Consider the following 18,526-nt stretch of genomic DNA (forward strand, 5'->3'; position numbering starts at 1 on the left):
CGCTTCCGCTACTCTGCGCATCCAAACGATCACCGAACGCTGCGTCGTCGACGAGCCGGCCGAACCGGCTGCGGGCAACCGACGCCGTCCGCTACGTTCGGGAATCAGCTCGTCACCGGATGTGCAAGGGGACACATGAGCGACGATGACGTGTACAGGTTCGGTTTCGAGGACGGCGATGAAGAGGACCAGCGCCCTCGCTCCGCGCCCAAAGAACCCGAGACCCCGCAAGACGCCCTGGTAGGACGTGACGCCGACGGTGTCGTCACCGTGACGGTGAACGAGAGTGCGGAGTTCCAGGCGGTCTCCATCGCCACGCGGTGGCGGCAGTCCGTCGACCCCCGCGTCCTCGGCTCCGCGGTGACCCAGGCCGCGAACGCCGCTTCCATGGCCGCGCTGGTCCAGCAGATCGACCGACCGGCGGAGCCCGCGCCACGGCAGGAGGCACCGCCACCGCAGTCCGACGAACGCATCACGCCCGAGCAGGCGTTGAGGTTGATGGACGCCGTCAGCGCCGACCTGGCCCGGTTCACGCAGCGGATGAACGAGGTCGTGGACCGTCCGCTGACGGTGGAGAGCCGGGGCGGGCACGTCCGCGGCACGATCCACCGGGGACAGATCCTCGACCTTGAGGTCGATCCCGCCTGGACGCACTCGGCTCGCGTCACGGAGATGCAGCAGGAGTTCCTGGAAGTGCTGCGGAACCTGCGCGCCCAGAGCGTTCCCGCCGACCTGGCGCAGGGCCCGCAAAGCCCCGCCATCACCGAGCTCACCGCGCTGGTGAGTGATCCGAACACGCTGCTGCGCCGAGTGGGGTTGCTGCCATGAGCCTTCAAGTAGCTCTCGAAGCGATGCGGTCCGACGCCACCGTGTGGGCGACCGCATCCGACAACCTGGACGGCCCGCGCTCCACGATCGGCGGCCTGGTCCTCACCGGCGCCGACGTGTCGCTGTGGGCGGTCGACCGCGGCTTGGACCGCACTTACAACGACGCCCGCCTGGCCCTGGAGGACATGCTCACCCAGGCGACCCAGGCGTTCCGCAGCCTCAGCGAGACCCTCAACGCGGCGGCGAACACCTACGAAGCCGAAGAGGAAGCGAACCTGCACGCCATGAACAGCATCCACAACGACGGCGGTGGCCGATGAACCCGCCGCTCGTGGAGGAGGCGCAGCGGAAGGCGCAGGAGATCGAGGAGAACGTCAAGAAGTTCTTCGAGCAGGTCAACAGCGTGATGAGCTGGGTCCCCTCGGTGCTGGAACACCTCGTCGACCCCATCATCCGCGGCATGCAGGTGCTCAACGAGAAGATGCAGGAGCTCTGGGACCGGATCAAGCTGCTGTGGGAGCAGCCCGGGGACCCGGACCGCCTCAAGCAGGTCGGCGAGCAGTGGGTGTCGCAGGTCGGCAACGCGCTCGGCGACGTCGCGGAGACGATCGGGCTGGACAAGCTCCGCACCACGATCGAGTGGGAAGGCCGCGCCGCCCGCGCCTACCAGGCGACGGTGCCACCGCAGGCGGCCGGGCTGAACTCGGTGAAGGACATCGCCGGACAACTGCGCTCGTCCCTGAACAGCCTGGCGAACTCGATCGAGATGTTCTGGATGGCGATCGGGTTCGCGCTGCTCGGCGCGGTCGTCGCCATCGTCAGCGCGGTGGTCGCCGCGTGCACGCTCGTGGGCATCCCCGCGGCGATCACGTTGATCATCGGAGGGGTGGCCGCGACGATCGGCGCCATTGCCGCGGCGATCATGGCGTTGGAGTCCCACGTCAACACGATCGAGACCGAGCAGTCCACGATCCAGCAGAAGATCCACGACCTCGGCTCCACGTGGGCCATGCCGAACACCGCGGACATGGCGGACGCGAGCGTCGCCGACGGGGACGGCTCCGACTGGCGACCCGACTCGTGACGCACCCGGGGCCGCCGCCGCGCTACTTCCGGATACCGCCTGCCCAGGCTCGGAGGATCCGAGGTCTGTGCGGCGCACTCGGCACGGCGGGATTCGTAGCCTGCCTGGCGCTCGCGTGGGCGATCGTGGGGCTCGGTCGGGCGTTGCCGACGGCCTACCACCCGATCAACGCGTTGGTCTGGATCGCCGGGTGCGGTTCGGTCTTCGCGGTGCTCCTGTCCTCGGTGAGCCTGCTCGCGGCCCGGTCCTACGTCCGGGGCGAGTACCTCGACGTGAACGGCGCGAGAGCGGCCAGGCGGGCGCTGGCCGGCGGTTGGGCGGGCGCGCTGATCGTCGCCGTCATCGCGTGGTTCCTGCTGGTCATGACGGTGACGAGCGGAAGTCGGCAGGTCGGGTTCACCGGTGAGGTGTGGGCTTACCTGCTCCTGTTGGCCGCGCCTTCGGTGGTGGCGGGCGTTCTCTTCTTCCTCGGACGTGCCCTGTTCCGGCCACCCGTCGCACCGCCGACAGAGGTGCGGTGGCGCGGCTGACTGAAGGGCGGGAGTTGCGAACCGTGGAGTAGCGGACCGACGCGGGTGCGTCCCCTGCCCAGCGACGCGGTCATGAGGGCCCTTCAGCTCTGGAAGCCCTGGCAACGCCCCATCACGTGAATGGCACGATGACACGGGTGCCGAACGACGTCGAACCGACCTTGTCCGACCTCCGCGCGATGCTCGCGGACCAGGGTGCCCCCGATGAGGTGTTGCGACTGGTCGACGCCGCGATTGACGTGCCTGACGCGTTGGAGCGCCTGACCACGGCGGGCTTCGTCCAGCCGGTGGCCGACCTCGCGATGGCGTTCCTCGACGCCTTCACGCCGCTGCTGGAGCAGGGTTGCGGACCGTTGGACGCCGAGCTGTGCGCGTCCGAGTTCCTGGGTGCCATGCGCGACAACGCCGATCCCCAGGACTTCCCGGACATGGTGGCCGCCATGATCGCCGACGCTGAGGCCACCGGTGAGGCGGAAGCCCTCGCGCTGGCGCGGTCGTTCGCGGTGCTCGCGCCGCCGGAGGTGCGGCCGGTCGCGTCCCAGGCCGCCGACCGCCTCGTCGCGACCGGGCTGAAGGACCCGAGGTGGACGCGGACGGTGGGCAAGCCGACCGTCGGCGCGTGCTTCGGCTACGCGGACCCGCGCGGCGCTCAGGAAGGGTTGGCGCTGACCTTCTCGTACGGCCGCAAGGCACACGCCTTCGTCCTGCTCATCGACCACGACCTCGGCGGCCTCAAGGACTGCTTCGTCAGCGACCAGCCGAAGGCGATCCGGGCGGGGTACGTCGAGGCGGCCGGCGAACACGGCTTCCCGTTCCGCGAGTACACGCCCGAACAGGCACGCGCGATCGTGGCGGACGCGTTGGAACGCGACCCGTGCCCGGTCGAACCGGACCAGGTCGAGGACGTGCGGTCCAACCTAGCCTTGCTGCGGCAGCGGCTGGAACTGCTCCCGGAGGCCGCGCCGACCGCCCTCGACACCAGCGTGCACCGCCTGAAGATCACCTTGCGCGGTTCGAAGCCGCCGATCTGGCGCCGCTTGGAGGTGCCGTCCGCCACGCCGCTGGTGCGGCTGCACCAGGTCGTCCAGGACGCGTTCGCCTGGGAGGACTACCACATGTGGGTCTTCGACACCCCGGACGGCGAGTACGGGATGCCCGACCCGGAACTGGGCCACGGCGACGCCGCGACCGTGGCGCTGGCCGACGTGGCGAAGGCACCCAAGGACCGCATCGGCTACCTGTACGACTTCGGTGACGCGTGGGACCACGACATCGTGGTGGAAGACGTGGTCCAAGCCGAGCCGGGTCTCGCCTACCCCCGCTGCCTGACCGGCCGCCGCGCCGCTCCACCGGAGGACAGCGGCGGCATTTGGGGCTACGCCGACCTGTGCGACGTGCTGGCCGACCCGGAGCACCCCGAGCACGCGGACCGGCTGGAGTGGCTCGACCTGGACTCCGCCGCCGACTTCGACCCAGCCGCCTTCGACGCCGACGAGGTGAACGAGTACCTCTCGCGCCAGGCGAAGGTCCTGGTCAAGGAATGACGATCACGCCGACGACAACCCACGACGGCCGGCGAGGCGTTCGGCGGCGCCGTGCCGGCTGAACTCGACCCTGTTCATCCTCCGGTGAACATCGGGACCTAAGGTCAACCCCACACGATCAGGTGACGACCGGTGGGACCGTCCATGACGCTCGCTCTTCTCGCCCCTTGCTACGGCAACCCCGACACGAGGAAACGGTTCCACGAAACGATCGAGGGCTCGATCGCCTTCGCACGGGAGCCCTATCGTTCACTTCTGTCCGAGACCGACCTGGCTCGGTTGCAGGAGTTGCACCCGTCCGGCGAAGCGCAGTTCTGGGGTGCGATCCCCCGTCACGACAAGCCCATGGAACGGTTGCGCTCCGGCGGCGTGGTGCTGTTCGTCGGCGAGAAGAAGATCAAGGCTACCGGCGAGATCGGACACCTGTTCCGCAACGAACCCTTGGCTGACCTCCTCTGGAACCAGCACGCCAACGATTCGAGCTTCACCAACGTGTACAGCGTCCTCAACGTCCGGCTCACCGACTACCCGATCACCGACCTCTGGGGCATCGAAGGATTCACCGCAGGCGACTACGTGTACGGGCAACGCGTCGTCGAAGAGCCCCGGTCGTCACGCCTCATCACCGCTTTCGGCATCAACCCGGGCACCGTGGAAGCGGAGTTGAGCTCCAAGCTGAACTCCGCCGCCGACCTGGTCGGACTGGACACCCGCGTGATCCCCGTCGAACGAACCCATGTGGACGTCGTCTGGCACCGGATCGCGGAGCGGCAGACCGCCCACGAGCGGGTCGAGGCTCGGCTGGTCGCCCACTACCGGGCTTTCCGCTCCGACGTCGAGATGCACAGTTTCGTCACGCCGAACGGCAAGCGGGCCGACCTGTACTACCGCGACGACGCGGATGTCGTGGTCATCGAGGCGAAGAGTCTGGCCACGCACGGGAAGGTGCGGGAGGCCGTCGCCCAACTGCTCGACTACGCGGTGGACAGCCCGGAGCCGGTCACCCGCCTGGTGGCCCTCTTCCCGGAGCGCCCCAGTACCGACGGCGTCGGTCTCCTGCACCGACTGGGAATCGACTGCGTCTACCGAACCAGCGATGACCTGTTCACCGCGGAACACGCACCCGACGATCGCCGCCGGTACATGCACTTGGTGTGGCGGAGTCGCTGAGCGAAGCCGCCATCCGGAAGCAGGGCACCCCCTTCGAGGTGCCCGCCGGCGGGTTATCCCGGGTTCGGCTGCGCCCCACCTCGCCGCCTCGCTACAGTCCGAAGTTGATTGACTACGGATCGCAGGGGGCGACGTGGGCGAGACATTCGATCTCGGCTTCGAAGAGGGTGACGAAGAGGACCTCAGGCCGACGGCCTGCGGGGGAGGGATTCCGGCGGCGTCGTGACCGTGACGGTCGACGACTCGGCCGACGTGCTGTCAGTGGCGCTGGCGGCGCAGTGGAAGCAGGCCATTGACCCCAGGAGTCTGGGCTCGGCCGTCACAGCGGCGACGAACGCGGCCACCATGCAAGCACTCGCGAACCGTCGCGGCCGAGTCGGACAACCCCCGCCACCCCGAGGTGCGATTCAGGATCGGTGTCTGGGCGTACCTGTGCCTGATGGCCTCACCTCCGGTGCTGGCCGGTGTCCTGTCTGTCGTGGGCCGCCGTCTCCTGGTCACTGCTCCACCTCCCGACCACCCGGGAGTGACGGCTGCTCCGGCCATGCCCTACCCGCCGCCACAGCGCCACGTGTGGATTCCGGCGCCGCGCGCACACGCAGTCCGCGTGGCGTGCGGGCGGCTCGGCACCGCGATGCTCACCGTCGGTGCACTGTTGCCGCCGATCATCGTGCTGATCGGCAGTCGACTGCCCCCGATCTACCCGGCGCTCGGTGTCCTGGGCTGGACCTTCGCCGCCATCGGCGTGGTCCAAGTGTTCATAGCGGCCAGCGTGCTCCGCGGTGCCCGCCGACACGTCACGGGCGAGCACCTGGATGTGCACGGGGCGCTGACGACACGCAGGTCACTCGCCGTGGTCTGGGGGTGTGGGCTGTTCAGCACGGTGTTCTCCGCTATCGCCCTGTGGCTCGGGCTCTCGACGGCGGCCGAAGGTCAGGCCGGGCTCGTCCACCACTCGGCCGCTGCGTGGGCGGTGCCGGCACTGGCGCTCGTGCCGGGAGCGTCCACCGGCGTCGCGTTCTTCGCCGGTCGGCGACTGTTCGCGCCACCGGTGTCCGCAAGATGACGAGCACTGTTACCGCGCTGAACGGGTGATACCTGAAACGCGAAGCGACGTTCGTCCTATGACCCCGCGAAGTTGAACGACATCACCGAGTTCGTCAAGCGTCTCGACCCGCACATGGCCGCGCCTGTCATCGAGACCAGCATCTGGCGCAGCACCAACGCCGAAGTCGATTTCGAGCCCAACGCGGCCGCACCCATCATGCGAACGCAGAACATCGTCCACCTCGTGGAGGTCATCGCCGGTTGGTACGAGAAGGCGCCGGCAGCACTCTGACGCCGCGCTGGGACAAGCCCACGTGAGTGGACGGAGCCAGCGACACGCGAACCACAGGTGCGGTGTTCGTCGCCCCGCCCGTCACACTGCGCCTGATCGTCCGGCCGGTCAGGCGCGGTGGCGTCGCTGAGTGGGTGGGCGCTACTGCACGCGGGTGCTCTCGCCGCGCAGGCGGGTGAGGGGTGCTCACGATGGATTGCGACGCACGATCTTGAGAGCATGTCGCAACGACGAAGAGCGCGCGCCCGCCGTCCCCGGCCCGATCCCGTGCGCGTGGAGGAGTTGGTGGCCTACCTCCGCGCCGACCGCGCGTGGCGGGACGAGGTGGCCAAGCGGCTGGTGGCGAGGCTGGACCAGAGGCTCGTGCGGTCGGCGCGGGCGTATGGGTGTCGGCCCATCGCGCACGTGGCGGAAGAGTTGGACAGCCAGGCTTGCGTCGACCTCGGGCCCGGCGTGCCGTACCAGCTCGCCAAGGCGGTGTACGGGCAGGTCAGGTTGCGGGGTGCGGCGCGATTGCGGCAGACGGCGCGCAGCCTGCGGGTGCTCGGCGTGTACCTGTGCGGCAACGACTTGGCCGGGTGCCCGTGCACGGAGGCGTTGGCGCGTGATCCGCAACAGGCGCGGGTCGATCGCGTGGTGAGTGGCGCCTTGGACGGCGCGGGCTTCTAGCCGAACACGTTTGGGTGGTCACACCGATGGGCAACATCGTCACCGTGGGCAAGATCCGAATCGGCACATCCGGCTGGCGTTATCCCGAGTGGCGTGGCGACTTCTACCCGCGAGGGTTGCAACAGCGGCTGGAATTGCAGTTCCTGTCACGACGCCTCGACACGGTCGAGATCAACGGCTCGTTCTACGGGCTGCGCAAGCCGACGGACTTCAAGTCCTGGTTCGAACGCACCCCCGAGAACTTCGTGTTCGCCGTCAAAGGCCATCGGGAGATCACCCACACGAAGCGATTACGCGACGTCGGGAAGGACGTGGAGGAGTTCTTCGGCTCCGGTGTCCTCGACCTCGGGCCGAAGCTCGGGCCGGTCCTGTGGCAGCTACCGCCGACGCTGCCGTGGCGGCCCGAACGGCTCGCCGCGTTCCTGGAACTGCTGCCGGACCCGCCGGTCCGGCACGCGCTCGAAGTCCGCCACCCGAGCTGGGACACACCCGAACTGGTGGAGTTGTTGGCACAGCACGACGTCGCGCTCGTCGTCGCCGAATCTGCCGGCCGCTTCCCGGAACCGCGCGAGCTCACCACCGACTTCGTCTACGCCCGCCTGCACGGCGACGAAGAGCTTTACGTCAGCGCGTACTCCGACCCGGCCCTGGACCGCTGGGCCTCACGGTTCCGCGAGTGGTCGGTTTCGCGCGACGTGTACGTCTACTTCGACAACACGATGGGCGGCGCCGCGCCGTTCGACGCCCTCGCGCTCGCCGAACGCCTCGGCTGAGCCGCAGTCAACCGAGCCTGGGCACGCGGTCCAGCACGACGCCGAAGTGCTTGGCGTAGGCATCCAGCAGCGCGCCGTCGTCCAGCTCCTCGATCACCTTGTCGTCACCGGTCGTGGTGATCAACTTGTTGTCCGCGATGGTGATCCGACCGGTCGCCGTCGGCAACGAGCACGTCGCACCACGCCGGAACGGCGACTCCGGCCACGTCTGCTGGTACCAGCACGTCGCGCGGAACTCCTCCAACGCACGCGGGCGCAGTTCGAGGCGGTACTGGGGCACGCCGTTGAACAACACGTCCACGTCCCCCTCCGGGGTGTCGACCATCCGGAACACACCGGCGGGATCGTGCTGGTCCTCCCGGCTGACGAGGTCCAACGGCCGCAAGCTGAACCGCCCGAAACCGACGTCGACCAGCAGATCGCCCACGCGCAACGCCATGTGGTCGAACGGCGGCCCGTACGCGCCGTCGTTGAACACCTTGGCCGACAGCATCCGCACGTCGTGCCCCAGCGCCCGCAGCAACGCCGCGAACGCCCCGTTGAGCTCGTAGCAGAACCCACCGCGGCGCCGGTTGACGATCTTGTCCACCAACAGGTCCTCGTCGAGCACGATGGCCTCGCCGAGGTGGATGCTCAGGTTCTCGAAGGGCACCGAGGCGACGTGCAGTTCGTGCAGCTCGACCAGGGTGCTCGCGCGCGTCGCGCCGATCCTGGCCAGGTAGGCGTCAAGTGTGCGGTCGTCCATGCGCACAACTTGCACCTTCGAGTGCGGTGGAGGTCAAGGCCAGTGGGCGTCGACCGAGCCGTCGTCGCGCACGAGGAACACCGACAGGCGCATCGCGGTCACCGTCGTCTCGATCGTGCGCAGCAACGAACGGTAGGTCGGCACGTCCGGGAACGCGAACGCCAGCTCGTCATCGGGGTGCTCCTGCCGGAGCTGGAGCACCTTCACCACCGCACCCGCGAACCACACCCGCGCCTGGGTGGCCGGTTGGGTCGGTTTGGCCTCGTGCACCCGACGAGGGTCGGCGTAAGACGTCGAGGGGTAACCCTTCACCTCGACGTGCAGCAGCGTTCCGGCGCGTTCGGCCCGAATGTCGGTGCCGCGCTCGCGGGCGGCGGTGTCCGCGACCCGCAACACCCGCCACCGCTCACCCACCAACCAGGAGACCACCCGATCCTGGACAGCGGCCTCCGTCCGGTCGACCACGTCTCGCGGTGGGGCCGTCAACCGAGTGGACGGCCGGGTGGGCGCAGGCCCTTCGGGCTCGAGCAGGCGGTTGCGGATGGGTCGGGCGAAGTCGTCCCGCGCGATGCGCCCTTCCCCGGCCAACTGGCGGCAGTAGATGTTCGCCTGCGAGTGGTTGGCGTGCAGCGCGTCCGCGATCTCGCGGTCGCTGAGCCCTTCCGGGTGCTCGGCGAGCAGTTGGAGAACGCGGTCGGCGAATCCCACACCGGCATGGTCCCACCCGCTCGCGGGGTACGCCGGAGATCATCCGGGTACCCCGCCAACGTGACGGGCGAGGTGCGGATCGGGACGTCGGGTTGGGTGTACCCGACCTGGCGCGGGGCGTTCTACCCGGAAGGCCTGGTACAGCGGCGGGAGTTGGAGCACATTTCCCGGCTCCTCACGTCGGTCGAGTTGAACGGCTCCTTCTACTCCCTGCAACGCCCCTCCAGCTACCGGACGTGGGCGCGGCAGACGCCGGACGACTTCCTGTTCGCGGTCAAAGGCGGTCGGTTCATCACCCACCTCAAGCAGTTGCGCGACGTGGAGACCCCGTTGGCCAACTTCTTCGCCTCCGGCGTGCTCGCGCTCGGCCCCAAGCTCGGACCGGTGCTGTGGCAGTTGCCCCCGACGACCGCCTACGACCCCGACCGGCTGACCACGTTCTTCGACCTCCTCCCCCGCACCACGACCGCCGCCGCCGAACTCGCCGAACGGCACGACGACCGCCTGCCGGACGACCGCGCCTGGACCACCACGGACGCCGACCGGCCACTGCGGCACGCGCTGGAGGTCCGGCACCCGACGTTCCAGGTCCCGGAGTTCCACGACCTCCTCCGCGCGCACGGGATCGCGCTGGTCGTCTCCCACTCCGCTGACCGGTTCCCCTACCTCGAAGACGTCACGGCGGACTTCGCCTACGTGCGGCTGCACGGCAACCAGGCCCTGTACGTCGGCAGCTACACCGACGACGAACTGGACGAGTGGTCCGCGAAGATCCGCGCCTGGGCCGCCGACCACGACGTCTACGCGTACTTCGACAACGACACCGACGCCGTCGCACCGCACGACGCCCTCCGCCTCGCCGAACGCCTCGCCCTGCCGAAACCCGGACCTGCCCACACAATCAGGTGAACGGCGGTCGCCAGGCCCCCGCACGGCCGCCGACCACAGCACCCTGGAGCGGTGACCCCGATGACGACCCTCGGCCTCGTGACCGCCCTGGCCCTCACCACCGGAGCCCTGGCATCGAGCGGCACGGCGGTGGCGCGGCAGCCCGACCCCACCTGCGACCGCGGCGAGTTCTGCGTGTGGTCGGGCGTCCAGTACACCGGCGACGCCCACCGGCTCGACCTGGAGTCCGCGAACCCGCGCGAGTGCATCCCGCTGCCCGACGGCTTCGTGGCGCGCTCGTTCGTGAACAACCTGACCAGGGACACCTCGGTCTACCAGCGGGTGACGTGCTCGACCGAGGCCGAGTTCACCACCTACCCGGGCAAGGGCACCTACGTGCCGGACGCGCCTTTCGTGGTCAGGGCGATCCAGGTCTGGGAGCCGTAGAGCAACCCGCAAAGCCGATTACTTTCCGAACCTGGTTGACTACCCGCTGCAAGGATGTCGGGACCGGTGGCACACGCGCACACCGGCACGAGGTCGTTCCGACCGGATTGGCAGAACCGTGAGCTACCCGCCGCCGCCCCTACCACCTCGGTACCTGTGGATCCCGGCGCCGCACGCGCACCTGATCCGCACGAGGTGCCGACGGGTCGCCCTGCTGCTGATCACGGCCTGCCTCGTGCTGATCCCGCTGCTCGCCCTGCTCAGCGGTCAACTGCCCCCCGTGTACCCGGCGCTCGGCGTCTTCAGCTGGTCGCTCGTGGGCAGCAGCATGGTCATGGTGGTCCTGGCGGGCGTCTTCCTCTTCGCCGCCCGACGCCACGTGTCGGCCGAGCACCTCGACCTCCACAAGGTCGGCGAGTTGCGCTCGGGGATCGTCGTGGCGTGGACGGCGTCGCTCTTCATGACCATGTTCGCCTTCGGCGGCCTGTCGCTCGGGCTGTCCACGGCACCGCTCAACAGGGACGCCCGCTCCATCTCCTGGCCTGGCGTGTGGACGCTCATGCTCCTGCTGGCCATGCCGTTCGTGCTCGCCACCATCGCCCTGATCACGGGCCGACGGCTGCTCGGACCGCCCGCGCGCCGCTGAGGGCTAGTGGGTCGGGACGCCGATCGCGAGCACCGCGGTGTCGTCCTCGACGCCGTCGCCGAGCCGGTCGAGCAGGCCGACGAGCGCGTCCACGGCGCCCGTCGCGGAAACCGGCGGCAGGGTGGCCGCGAACGCCAGCAGCTCCTCTTCGCCGTACCGGGTGTCCGGGCCGGTCCTCGCCTCGATCAGCCCGTCGGTGTACAGCACGAACGTGTCGCCGGCGGTCAGGTGGACGGTCGTGGTGACGACCCGCGCGTCCGGCAGGATCCCGATCAGCTGACCACCGGGCATCTCGACGTACTCGACCGTGCCGTCGGCCCGCAGCAGCAGGCCGGGCGGGTGGCCGCCGGCCGCGAGGGTGAGCGCGCAGCGATCCTCCTCGACGGTCAGCACGCCGAATGTCACCGTGCAGAACCCCGTGCCCACCTCCTGGTTCAGCACGGCGTTGAGGTTGGTCAGCACGGCGACCGGGTCCGGGTCGTACACGGCCGCCGAACGCAGCGTGTAGCGGGTCAGGGACGTCACCACCGCCGCGTTCGCGCCCTTCCCGCACACGTCACCGAGGAACACCGCCCACCGGCCGTCCGCCAGCGGGAACAGGTCGTAGAAGTCGCCGCCCACCTCGAACGGCGACGCGTGGTGGTAGTGCGTCGCCGTCTCCACCCACGGCACGGCGGGCAGCACCGGCGGCAGCAGGGTGCGCTGGAGGGTCGTCGCGAGCCGCCGGATCTCGTCGCGCTCCCGCTCCGCCTCCTGCCGGGCGCGCAGCAGCTCCTGCTCGTACGCACGGCGGTCGCTCGCGTCGAACACCGTGGTGCGGATCAGCAACGGCTCGCCGTCACCGCTCGTCTTCACGGTGGAGTTCACCAGCACGGGCAGCCGGGTCCCGTCGGCCGCGACCATCTCCAGCGCCACGCCGCCGACCTCGCCCTGCATCCGCAGCAACGGCGCGAAGTGCGTCTCGTGGTACAGCTTGCCGCCGACGCTGAGCAGGTCCGCGAACCGCAGCCGACCCACCAGCTGCTCGCGCTCGTACCCCAGCCACCGCAGCAGCGTCCCGTTCACCTTCGCGATCTGCCCGTCCAGCATGGTCGACAGGTAGCCGCAGGGCGCGTTCTCGTAGAGGTCCTCGGCGCTGTCCTCCAACAACGCCGAGAACGCCTCGCGGTCGCCGGTCACGCGCTGTCCGCCACGAACCCGGCGATCGCCGCCGCGGTGGCCTCGGGTGCGCTGAGCTGCGGGCAGTGGCCCGTGGCGGGGAGCGTGACGAGCCTGCTGCCGGGGATCCGCGCGTGGACGTACGCGCCCACCTCGGGCGGCGCGATGACGTCCTGCTCGCACTCCAGCACCAGCGTCGGCACGGTCACCTGGTCCAGGTCCGCCCGGTTGTCGGACAGGAACGTCGTGCGGGCGAACACCCGCGCGACCTCGGGATCCGTGCGGCAGAAGCTGTTGGTCAGCTCCGCGGCCAGCTCCGGCCGGTCGTCGTTGCCCATGATCACCGGGGCCATCGACGCCGACCAGCCCAGGTAGTTGCTGTCCAGCGAGTCGAGCAGCTCGCCGATGTCGGCGGCGCTGAACCCGCCCCGGTAGTCGACGTCGTCGATGTACCGCGGCGACGGCGTGACCAGCACGAGCTTGGCGAACGTCGCGGGCTCCGCGGCCACGGCCAGCACCCCGACCATCGCCGACACCGAGTGGCCGACGAACACCACGTCGCGCAGGTCGAGGTCGTGACAGATGTCCAGCACGTCCCGCGTGTACCCGTCGAGCGTCGAATAACGCCGCGCGTCCCACGCGGACAGGTCGGACCGGCCCGCGCCGACGTGGTCGAACAGCACTACGCGGCACGTGGCGGCGAGCGCGGGCGCCACCAGCCGCCACATGGTCTGGTCGCACCCGAAGCCGTGCGCGAGCATGACGACGGGACCGCGGGCGTTGCCGGTCACGACCACGTTGTTCCTGCGCCGCGCATCCACCACGTCATCCTTCCACTTCCCGGGCGTGGAACCCCGTTCCGCGCGACGGCGTCACACCTGACGTCGATCGTCGGCGGAAAGCAGCGGAACAGGGGAAGCCCGAGCCATGCGTCGATCCCTCGCCGGTGTTCTGGTGGCAGTCGCGCTCACGACGGCGTGCGGTTCCGCGACGCCGGCGGAGCCCGCCTCGCCGGAGCCCGCACCCACGTCACAGTCCAGCCCTTCTCCCACGTCACCGGTGACGCGGCCCCGGGAGGTCAGGCTGGAGGCCGAGCAGCCGTGCCTGCTCCTGACCGACGCGCAACGCGCCGAGCTGCTCGTCGAGGGTGAGGGCAAGCCCCTGCCCATCAAGACATACGAGACGACGGGCTGCAACTGGACCTCGGCCAACGCGAGCTACACCCTGGTCCCGGTGACCGCGGAGGGCATCGAGGCGTGGACCGGCAACGAGCGGGCGGCCCGGTCGGAGGTCACCGACCCGGTTCGCGGCTTCCCGGCGGTCACCGTCACCATCCCGTCGGACACCGCCTCGTGTGACGTCATGGTGGACACGGCGGCAGGGCAGTACCTGGTCGCGTCGTTCACGGCGAAGCGCGGTTCACCGGATCTCGCGAAGCCGTGCGACGGGGCCCGGCGGCTGGCCGAGGCGGTCATGCTGAACCTGGTGGGCTGAACGGCGCGCCGGTGTCGTCGGCGCTCAGGGTCGCGGGCGGTCCTGGCCGGCGGTGGGGTCGGATTGTCGGTGGTCGGCGCTACCGTGCCGGATATGAGGATGTCGAACGCCACCGAGCTGACCGCCGAGCACCACGCCCAGCTGGCGGAGCTCGGCCTGCGCACCGACCACCTGGACGAGGCGATCTGGGCCGGGGTCGACGCCCGGGCCTCCGCGCCCCCGCTCGGGCCGACCAACGGCGCCGGCCTGCTCGACTGGATCCACCGGGTCGGCAGACTCCGCGAGGTCCTCGTGGCGGAGGGCTGGACGCGGGTCGACAAGTGGAACGCGGGCCTCGTCCAGCACCCCACCAAGCCGGTCGTGCTCGGCACGCTCCAGGGCAACCGCCACACCGGCACGCCCGGTGCGCCCCTGCGCAGCGACTACGCCAAGGGCCCGGCGATCGCCGCCATGATGCGCGGCAACGACAGCGACCAGTTCACCCTCTTCGACTCGCTGCACACGCACGAGTGGAAGCTGTGGTTCCTGGTCACCTACCCCCAGCAGGAAGGCGAACGGCTGGTCGTGCTGCGCGAGGTGGCGCAGCCCGAACCCACGCCGCAGGGCCAGGTCGTCGACCGGTGGGCGCGCCGGATCACGTTGCCGCCCTTGGTCTTCGGCCCCCTGCCCACCCCGCGCGACCCGCACGGCCCGGACGAGGTGGACGTCACCGTCACGCCGCGCCGCTAGGCGGGTGCGAGAATGGCGCGATCATGCTCACGCCCTCCCGCCTCGTCCTCGCCCGGACCCGCCGCGGCCTCACCGCGGTGGAACTGGCGCGCAAGGCGGGCACGAGCCCGGCGAGCATCGGCGACTACGAGCACGGCCGCCGCCAACCACGACCCGCCACCACCGCCAGGCTCACCGAGGCCCTCGGCTTCCCGCCGGGCTTCCTCGAAGCCGACGACGTGCCGGAGATCGAGGTGGCGTTCACCAGGCCGGCCGCCAAGCGGCAACGGGACGCCGCGATCGGCGCCGCCCGCCTGGCCATCGGCTTCGACGGCTGGCTGACGCGCGCGTTCACGTTCCCCGAGCCGGACGTGCCGACGTGGGAGCACCCCGACCCGGAGACGGCCGCCGAGGTGCTGCGCGCCCGCTGGGGCATCCCGCACCGGCCCGCGCCCAACATGGTGCACCTGCTGGAAGCGCACGGCGTCCGGGTCTTCTCCCTGCCGCCGGACTGCGCGGGCGTCGGTCCGTTCTCGTGCCGCCACGCCGGCACCCCGTACGTCTTCCTGGACCCGGCGGTCGCGCCAGGCCAGGCGCGCCTGGACGCGGCGCGCGAGCTCGGGCGGCTGACCGGGGCGGCGGACGCGCAAACGTTCGCCACCGCGTTCCTGCTGCCCCGCGCCGGTGTGCTGGCCGCCGTGACCCGAGGCCCGCTGACCGAGCACGTCGTCGCGCACAGCGCCGGCTGGCACGTCGACCCGGAGACCATGGCGCACCGCTTGCGCGACCTCGGCCTGCTGACGCGACCCCAGCACGCGACCGTGTGCGCACAGCTGGCCCGCCGCACGGTCGGGATGACCCACCGCGAGACGTCCCAGCTGCTCGCCAAGGTCTTCCGCGCCCTGCGCGCCCAGGGCACCACCCCGCACGGCGTCGCCCGCGAGCTCCTGCTGGACGTCGAGGAGCTGAACGGGCTGGTGTTCGGCCTCGTGCTCACCGCCCTGCCGGGTCGAGGCGACCCCGGCCGCGCGACCAGGCCGAACCTCACCCTCGTCAGGGAGTGACCCAGCTCCCGGCCGCCTCCTTCACGTAGTCGCCGAACAGCCGCCCGTCGTGCCCGAGCACGGACGGCACACCGTCGGACAACGCGGCGTCGTGGCCGTCGCGGATCGCGGTCAACGACATCGACAACACCTCCGCGTACGCGCTCTCGATGCCGCCCTGCACCAACATGCCGGTGTAGTCGGCGGCGGGCACGTCCGTGATGCGGATCGAACGACCCGACACCTCACCGATCCGCGCCACCACCTCGGCGAACGTCAACGCCTCCGGCCCGGACAGCTCGTAGGTGACGCCCGCGTGGCCGTCCTGCGTCAACGCCGCCACCGCCACGTCGGCGATGTCCTGCGCGTCGATGAACGGGTGGGCGCCGTTGCCGGCGCCGTTGCCGACGGGCAGCACGATCTCGCCGGCCAGGATCTCCGGCAGGAAGTAGTCCTCGCTGAAGTTGTGCGAGAACCACGTCGGCCGAAGGATCGTCCAGTCCACACCGGACTCCCGCACGGCGCGCTCGCGACCGTCGTCGGACGGGATGCCGCGGGCCGAGAGCAGGACGATCCGCCGCACACCGGCCGCCACGGCTTGCGGCACGAACTCCGCCAACTCGGCGTCGTCGAGGTTCATCGCGAGCGGCACGAGGTAGACGGCGGTGGCGCCGTCGAGCGCACGCGCCCAGGTGGACGGGTCCGACCAGTCGAAGGGGATCTCCGTGCGGCGGGACACGGCGCGGTAGTCGACGCCGAGGGCGTCGAGGGAGGAAACGACACGGCGACCGGTCTTGCCGGTCGCGCCGAGCACCAGGATCGTCATGCCACAAGACAACCAAGATCGTGCTGGACGGAACATGGCTCACCGTCCCCGATGCATGTTCAATCGTCTACGTGGATGACATGGACGCGCTCACCGATCTCCTGCGCGGCTTGCGCGCGCGTAGTGCCGACGTGTGCCGCTCGTTCGCCTCACCGCCGTGGGCGCTGGCGTTCACGGAGACGCGGCCGTTCACGCTCGTCGCCGCCGTGCGCGGCGACACCTGGCTGCTCGCGGAGGACGGGACCCAGGTCCTGCTGCGACCGGGTTCGCTCGGCCTGATCCACGGACCGCAGCGGTTCGTCCTGGCCGACGACCCGTCCACACCACCGCAGCTCGAAGTCCGTGAGGTGGACTGCGAGCAGTGGCTCGTCGGCACCCGCACCTACGGCCTCGCCGGCGACGGTGACGCGCTCGTGATCACCGCCGCCTACTCGGTCGACGGTGGCGTGGCGGCGCGGCTGCTGAACGCCCTGCCGACCGCCTTCGTCGTGACGTGCGACGACGAGCACTGCCCCACGGTGGACGTGCTGGCCGCGGAGGTGGCGAAGGACCAGGCCGGGCAGGACATCGTGCTCGAACGACTGCTCGACCTCCTGCTCGTGTACGCGCTGCGCGAGTGGTTCGCCCGGCCTGAGGCGAACACTCCCGCGTGGTACCGGGCGTTGGGCGACGAGACCGTCGGCCCCGCCCTGCGCGCGATGCACGACGAGCCGCAGCGTGCGTGGACCGTCGCGGAACTGGCCGCGCGCGCAGGGGTGTCGCGGGCGGCGTTGGCGCGCCGGTTCACCGCACTGGTCGGTGTGCCGCCGCTGACCTACCTGACCCAGTGGCGCATGGACGTCGCCGCGGACCTCTTGGGCGAGCCGGACGCCACGGTCGAGTCCGTGGCACGTGCGGTCGGCTACGGCGACGGGTTCGCGTTCAGCACGGCGTTCAAACGGGTACGCGGCGTGCGGCCCAGCGACCACCGTGTGGTAGCTCTGCGGGCATGAACTCTGCGGGTAACGACTCAGCGGGTACTGGTTCAGCGGGCAAGGACCTGGAAGACCTGCGGGACGCGCTGCGCCGGTTCGCCGCCGCGCGTGACTGGGACGAGTACCACACCCCGAAGAACCTGGTGATGGCGTTGTCCGGGGAGGTCGGTGAGCTGACGGACCTCTTTCAGTGGCTCACGCCCGAGCAGGCCGCGCACGCGATGGACGACCCCGAGTTGGCGTGGAACGTCCGTGACGAGCTGGCCGACGTCATGCACTACCTGGTGCGGTTGGCCGACAAGTTGGACGTCGACCTGGTCGAGGCCGCGTTCGCCAAGATCGAGCGCAACGAACGCCGCTTCCCGACCGGTGACCTGAAGCCCGTCGAAGTCCCGAAGCCGGGCGAGTTTCCGAAGCCGGGCGAGTGACGACGGATTAGACGTAGGTCAACAACAACAAGATCAAAGCGACGAGGACCACCAGGCCGAGAACGGTCGAAGCCCACATCGGTGTCTCCGACGACGACGGGCGGACACGGACGTGCCTGCCTCTTCGTCTCGTTTGTCTGCGCGCGCGCCATGGCACCGACGCCTCCCTCGTCCATCCATCGCTGCTCATGCCGGCTACGGTATGGACGATCGACCCTGGCAAACTGCACGTCACCCGGTCGCGCCAGGCGCGTCGCCCGAACAGCGGTCGAAGCCGCCGGAAAGTGACGGTTCGCCGTCGCGTGGAAAGGGGTCGCGGTCGCGTGGAAAATCTGTGCCGAACGCCAAAAAACCCTCAGGGGCACTCGACGGATCGAGTGCCCCTGAGGGTGAAGTATGTTCGGCGGCGTCCTACTCTCCCACACCCTCACGAGTGCAGTACCATCGGCGCTGGAAGGCTTAACTACCGGGTTCGGAATGGGACCGGGTGTTCCCCAACCGCTATGACCACCGAAACACTATGA

Annotated in this window: 23 protein-coding genes and 1 rRNA gene; 18 read left to right on the forward strand and 6 right to left on the reverse strand. The window is 70.0% G+C overall.

The features are described 5' to 3' along the window. Positions 1-135: 135 nt before the first annotated feature. The 10 genes from LNK82_RS35940 (at position 136) to LNK82_RS35985 (ending at position 7,937) form a co-directional block, all read left to right on the forward strand. On the forward strand, positions 136-828 hold the full coding sequence (locus LNK82_RS35940; protein ID WP_230571389.1) for a YbaB/EbfC family nucleoid-associated protein: 693 nt from the start codon (positions 136-138) through the stop codon (positions 826-828). Continuing rightward, positions 825-1,148 (forward strand): hypothetical protein, encoded by a 324-nt coding sequence (locus LNK82_RS35945; protein ID WP_230571390.1) that lies wholly within the window; start codon positions 825-827, stop codon positions 1,146-1,148. Before LNK82_RS35940 ends, LNK82_RS35945 begins: the two co-directional genes overlap by 4 nt. After that, entirely contained in the window at positions 1,145-1,912 is a 768-nt protein-coding gene (locus tag LNK82_RS35950) for a hypothetical protein (protein WP_230571391.1), read from the forward strand. Before LNK82_RS35945 ends, LNK82_RS35950 begins: the two co-directional genes overlap by 4 nt. A 125-nt stretch (positions 1,913-2,037) precedes the next feature. After that, positions 2,038-2,442, forward strand: coding sequence for a hypothetical protein (locus LNK82_RS35955; protein WP_230571392.1), 405 nt, complete (start codon positions 2,038-2,040; stop codon positions 2,440-2,442). Between the two features lie 137 nt (positions 2,443-2,579). After that, on the forward strand, positions 2,580-3,986 hold the full coding sequence (locus LNK82_RS35960; protein ID WP_230571393.1) for a plasmid pRiA4b ORF-3 family protein: 1,407 nt from the start codon (positions 2,580-2,582) through the stop codon (positions 3,984-3,986). A gap of 345 nt (positions 3,987-4,331) precedes the next feature. Further along, positions 4,332-5,156, forward strand: coding sequence for a hypothetical protein (locus LNK82_RS35965; protein ID WP_230571394.1), 825 nt, complete (start codon positions 4,332-4,334; stop codon positions 5,154-5,156). Positions 5,157-5,763: 607 nt separating this feature from the next. Next, the gene (locus LNK82_RS35970; RefSeq protein WP_230571395.1) at positions 5,764-6,222 is read left to right on the forward strand and encodes a hypothetical protein; all 459 of its coding nucleotides are present in this window, start codon (positions 5,764-5,766) and stop codon (positions 6,220-6,222) included. Positions 6,223-6,294: 72 nt separating this feature from the next. Next, entirely contained in the window at positions 6,295-6,495 is a 201-nt protein-coding gene (locus LNK82_RS35975; protein WP_230571396.1) for a hypothetical protein, read from the forward strand. Positions 6,496-6,714: 219 nt separating this feature from the next. After that, complete coding sequence (locus LNK82_RS35980) at positions 6,715-7,164, forward strand: hypothetical protein (protein WP_230571397.1); 450 nt, start codon at positions 6,715-6,717, stop codon at positions 7,162-7,164. Positions 7,165-7,199: 35 nt separating this feature from the next. Then, positions 7,200-7,937, forward strand: coding sequence for a DUF72 domain-containing protein (locus tag LNK82_RS35985; protein ID WP_230571417.1), 738 nt, complete (start codon positions 7,200-7,202; stop codon positions 7,935-7,937). A 7-nt stretch (positions 7,938-7,944) separates the two neighbouring features. On the opposite strand, the gene LNK82_RS35990 is transcribed toward LNK82_RS35985, so the two are convergent. Both LNK82_RS35990 and LNK82_RS35995 read right to left on the reverse strand, forming a co-directional pair. Next, positions 7,945-8,682 (reverse strand): arylamine N-acetyltransferase family protein, encoded by a 738-nt coding sequence (locus LNK82_RS35990; protein WP_230571398.1) that lies wholly within the window; start codon positions 8,680-8,682, stop codon positions 7,945-7,947. Positions 8,683-8,715: 33 nt separating this feature from the next. After that, positions 8,716-9,390: a hypothetical protein gene (locus LNK82_RS35995; protein ID WP_230571399.1), complete on the reverse strand. Its 675-nt coding sequence runs from the start codon at positions 9,388-9,390 to the stop codon at positions 8,716-8,718. A gap of 60 nt (positions 9,391-9,450) precedes the next feature. On the opposite strand from LNK82_RS35995, the gene LNK82_RS36000 reads away from it, so the two are divergent. The 3 genes from LNK82_RS36000 (at position 9,451) to LNK82_RS36010 (ending at position 11,371) form a co-directional block, all read left to right on the forward strand. Further along, positions 9,451-10,299, forward strand: a complete 849-nt coding sequence (locus tag LNK82_RS36000) for a DUF72 domain-containing protein (protein ID WP_230571400.1) — start codon at positions 9,451-9,453, stop codon at positions 10,297-10,299. Positions 10,300-10,359: 60 nt separating this feature from the next. After that, complete coding sequence (locus LNK82_RS36005) at positions 10,360-10,725, forward strand: peptidase inhibitor family I36 protein (protein WP_230571401.1); 366 nt, start codon at positions 10,360-10,362, stop codon at positions 10,723-10,725. 118 nt (positions 10,726-10,843) lie between these two features. Beyond that, positions 10,844-11,371 carry a hypothetical protein gene (locus LNK82_RS36010; protein WP_230571402.1) on the forward strand — a complete coding sequence of 176 codons (528 nt, stop codon included), beginning with the start codon at positions 10,844-10,846 and terminating at the stop codon, positions 11,369-11,371. A 3-nt stretch (positions 11,372-11,374) separates the two neighbouring features. Here LNK82_RS36010 and LNK82_RS36015 read toward each other — a convergent pair whose 3' ends face one another. After that, positions 11,375-12,550, reverse strand: a complete 1,176-nt coding sequence (locus tag LNK82_RS36015; protein ID WP_230571403.1) for a PP2C family protein-serine/threonine phosphatase — start codon at positions 12,548-12,550, stop codon at positions 11,375-11,377. Then, entirely contained in the window at positions 12,547-13,350 is an 804-nt protein-coding gene (locus tag LNK82_RS36020; protein WP_308257415.1) for an alpha/beta fold hydrolase, read from the reverse strand. The genes LNK82_RS36015 and LNK82_RS36020 overlap by 4 nt, the downstream gene beginning before the upstream one ends. A gap of 106 nt (positions 13,351-13,456) precedes the next feature. Between LNK82_RS36020 and LNK82_RS36025 the strand changes: the two genes are divergently transcribed. The 3 genes from LNK82_RS36025 to LNK82_RS36035 all read left to right on the forward strand — a co-directional run bounded on the left by LNK82_RS36025 (position 13,457) and on the right by LNK82_RS36035 (position 15,795). Beyond that, positions 13,457-14,023 (forward strand): DUF3558 domain-containing protein, encoded by a 567-nt coding sequence (locus LNK82_RS36025; protein WP_230571404.1) that lies wholly within the window; start codon positions 13,457-13,459, stop codon positions 14,021-14,023. A 93-nt stretch (positions 14,024-14,116) separates the two neighbouring features. Next, positions 14,117-14,752 (forward strand): hypothetical protein, encoded by a 636-nt coding sequence (locus tag LNK82_RS36030; protein ID WP_230571405.1) that lies wholly within the window; start codon positions 14,117-14,119, stop codon positions 14,750-14,752. Between the two features lie 23 nt (positions 14,753-14,775). Continuing rightward, entirely contained in the window at positions 14,776-15,795 is a 1,020-nt protein-coding gene (locus tag LNK82_RS36035; RefSeq protein ID WP_230571406.1) for an ImmA/IrrE family metallo-endopeptidase, read from the forward strand. Here LNK82_RS36035 and LNK82_RS36040 read toward each other — a convergent pair. Continuing rightward, the gene (locus LNK82_RS36040) at positions 15,785-16,600 is read right to left on the reverse strand and encodes an NAD(P)H-binding protein (protein ID WP_230571407.1); all 816 of its coding nucleotides are present in this window, start codon (positions 16,598-16,600) and stop codon (positions 15,785-15,787) included. The two genes, LNK82_RS36035 and LNK82_RS36040, sit on opposite strands and share 11 nt — an antisense overlap. 80 nt (positions 16,601-16,680) lie before the next feature. Between LNK82_RS36040 and LNK82_RS36045 the strand changes: the two genes are divergently transcribed. Both LNK82_RS36045 and LNK82_RS36050 read left to right on the forward strand, forming a co-directional pair. Beyond that, on the forward strand, positions 16,681-17,592 hold the full coding sequence (locus tag LNK82_RS36045) for an AraC family transcriptional regulator (protein ID WP_230571419.1): 912 nt from the start codon (positions 16,681-16,683) through the stop codon (positions 17,590-17,592). Further along, on the forward strand, positions 17,589-18,002 hold the full coding sequence (locus tag LNK82_RS36050) for a nucleotide pyrophosphohydrolase (RefSeq protein WP_230571408.1): 414 nt from the start codon (positions 17,589-17,591) through the stop codon (positions 18,000-18,002). The genes LNK82_RS36045 and LNK82_RS36050 overlap by 4 nt, the downstream gene beginning before the upstream one ends. A gap of 398 nt (positions 18,003-18,400) precedes the next feature. Here LNK82_RS36050 and rrf read toward each other — a convergent pair. Then, positions 18,401-18,517 (reverse strand): 5S ribosomal RNA (gene rrf, locus LNK82_RS36055). Positions 18,518-18,526 lie beyond the last annotated feature (9 nt).

Source organism: Saccharothrix luteola (genome assembly GCF_020859565.1).
Taxonomy (GTDB): domain Bacteria; phylum Actinomycetota; class Actinomycetes; order Mycobacteriales; family Pseudonocardiaceae; genus Actinosynnema; species Actinosynnema luteola.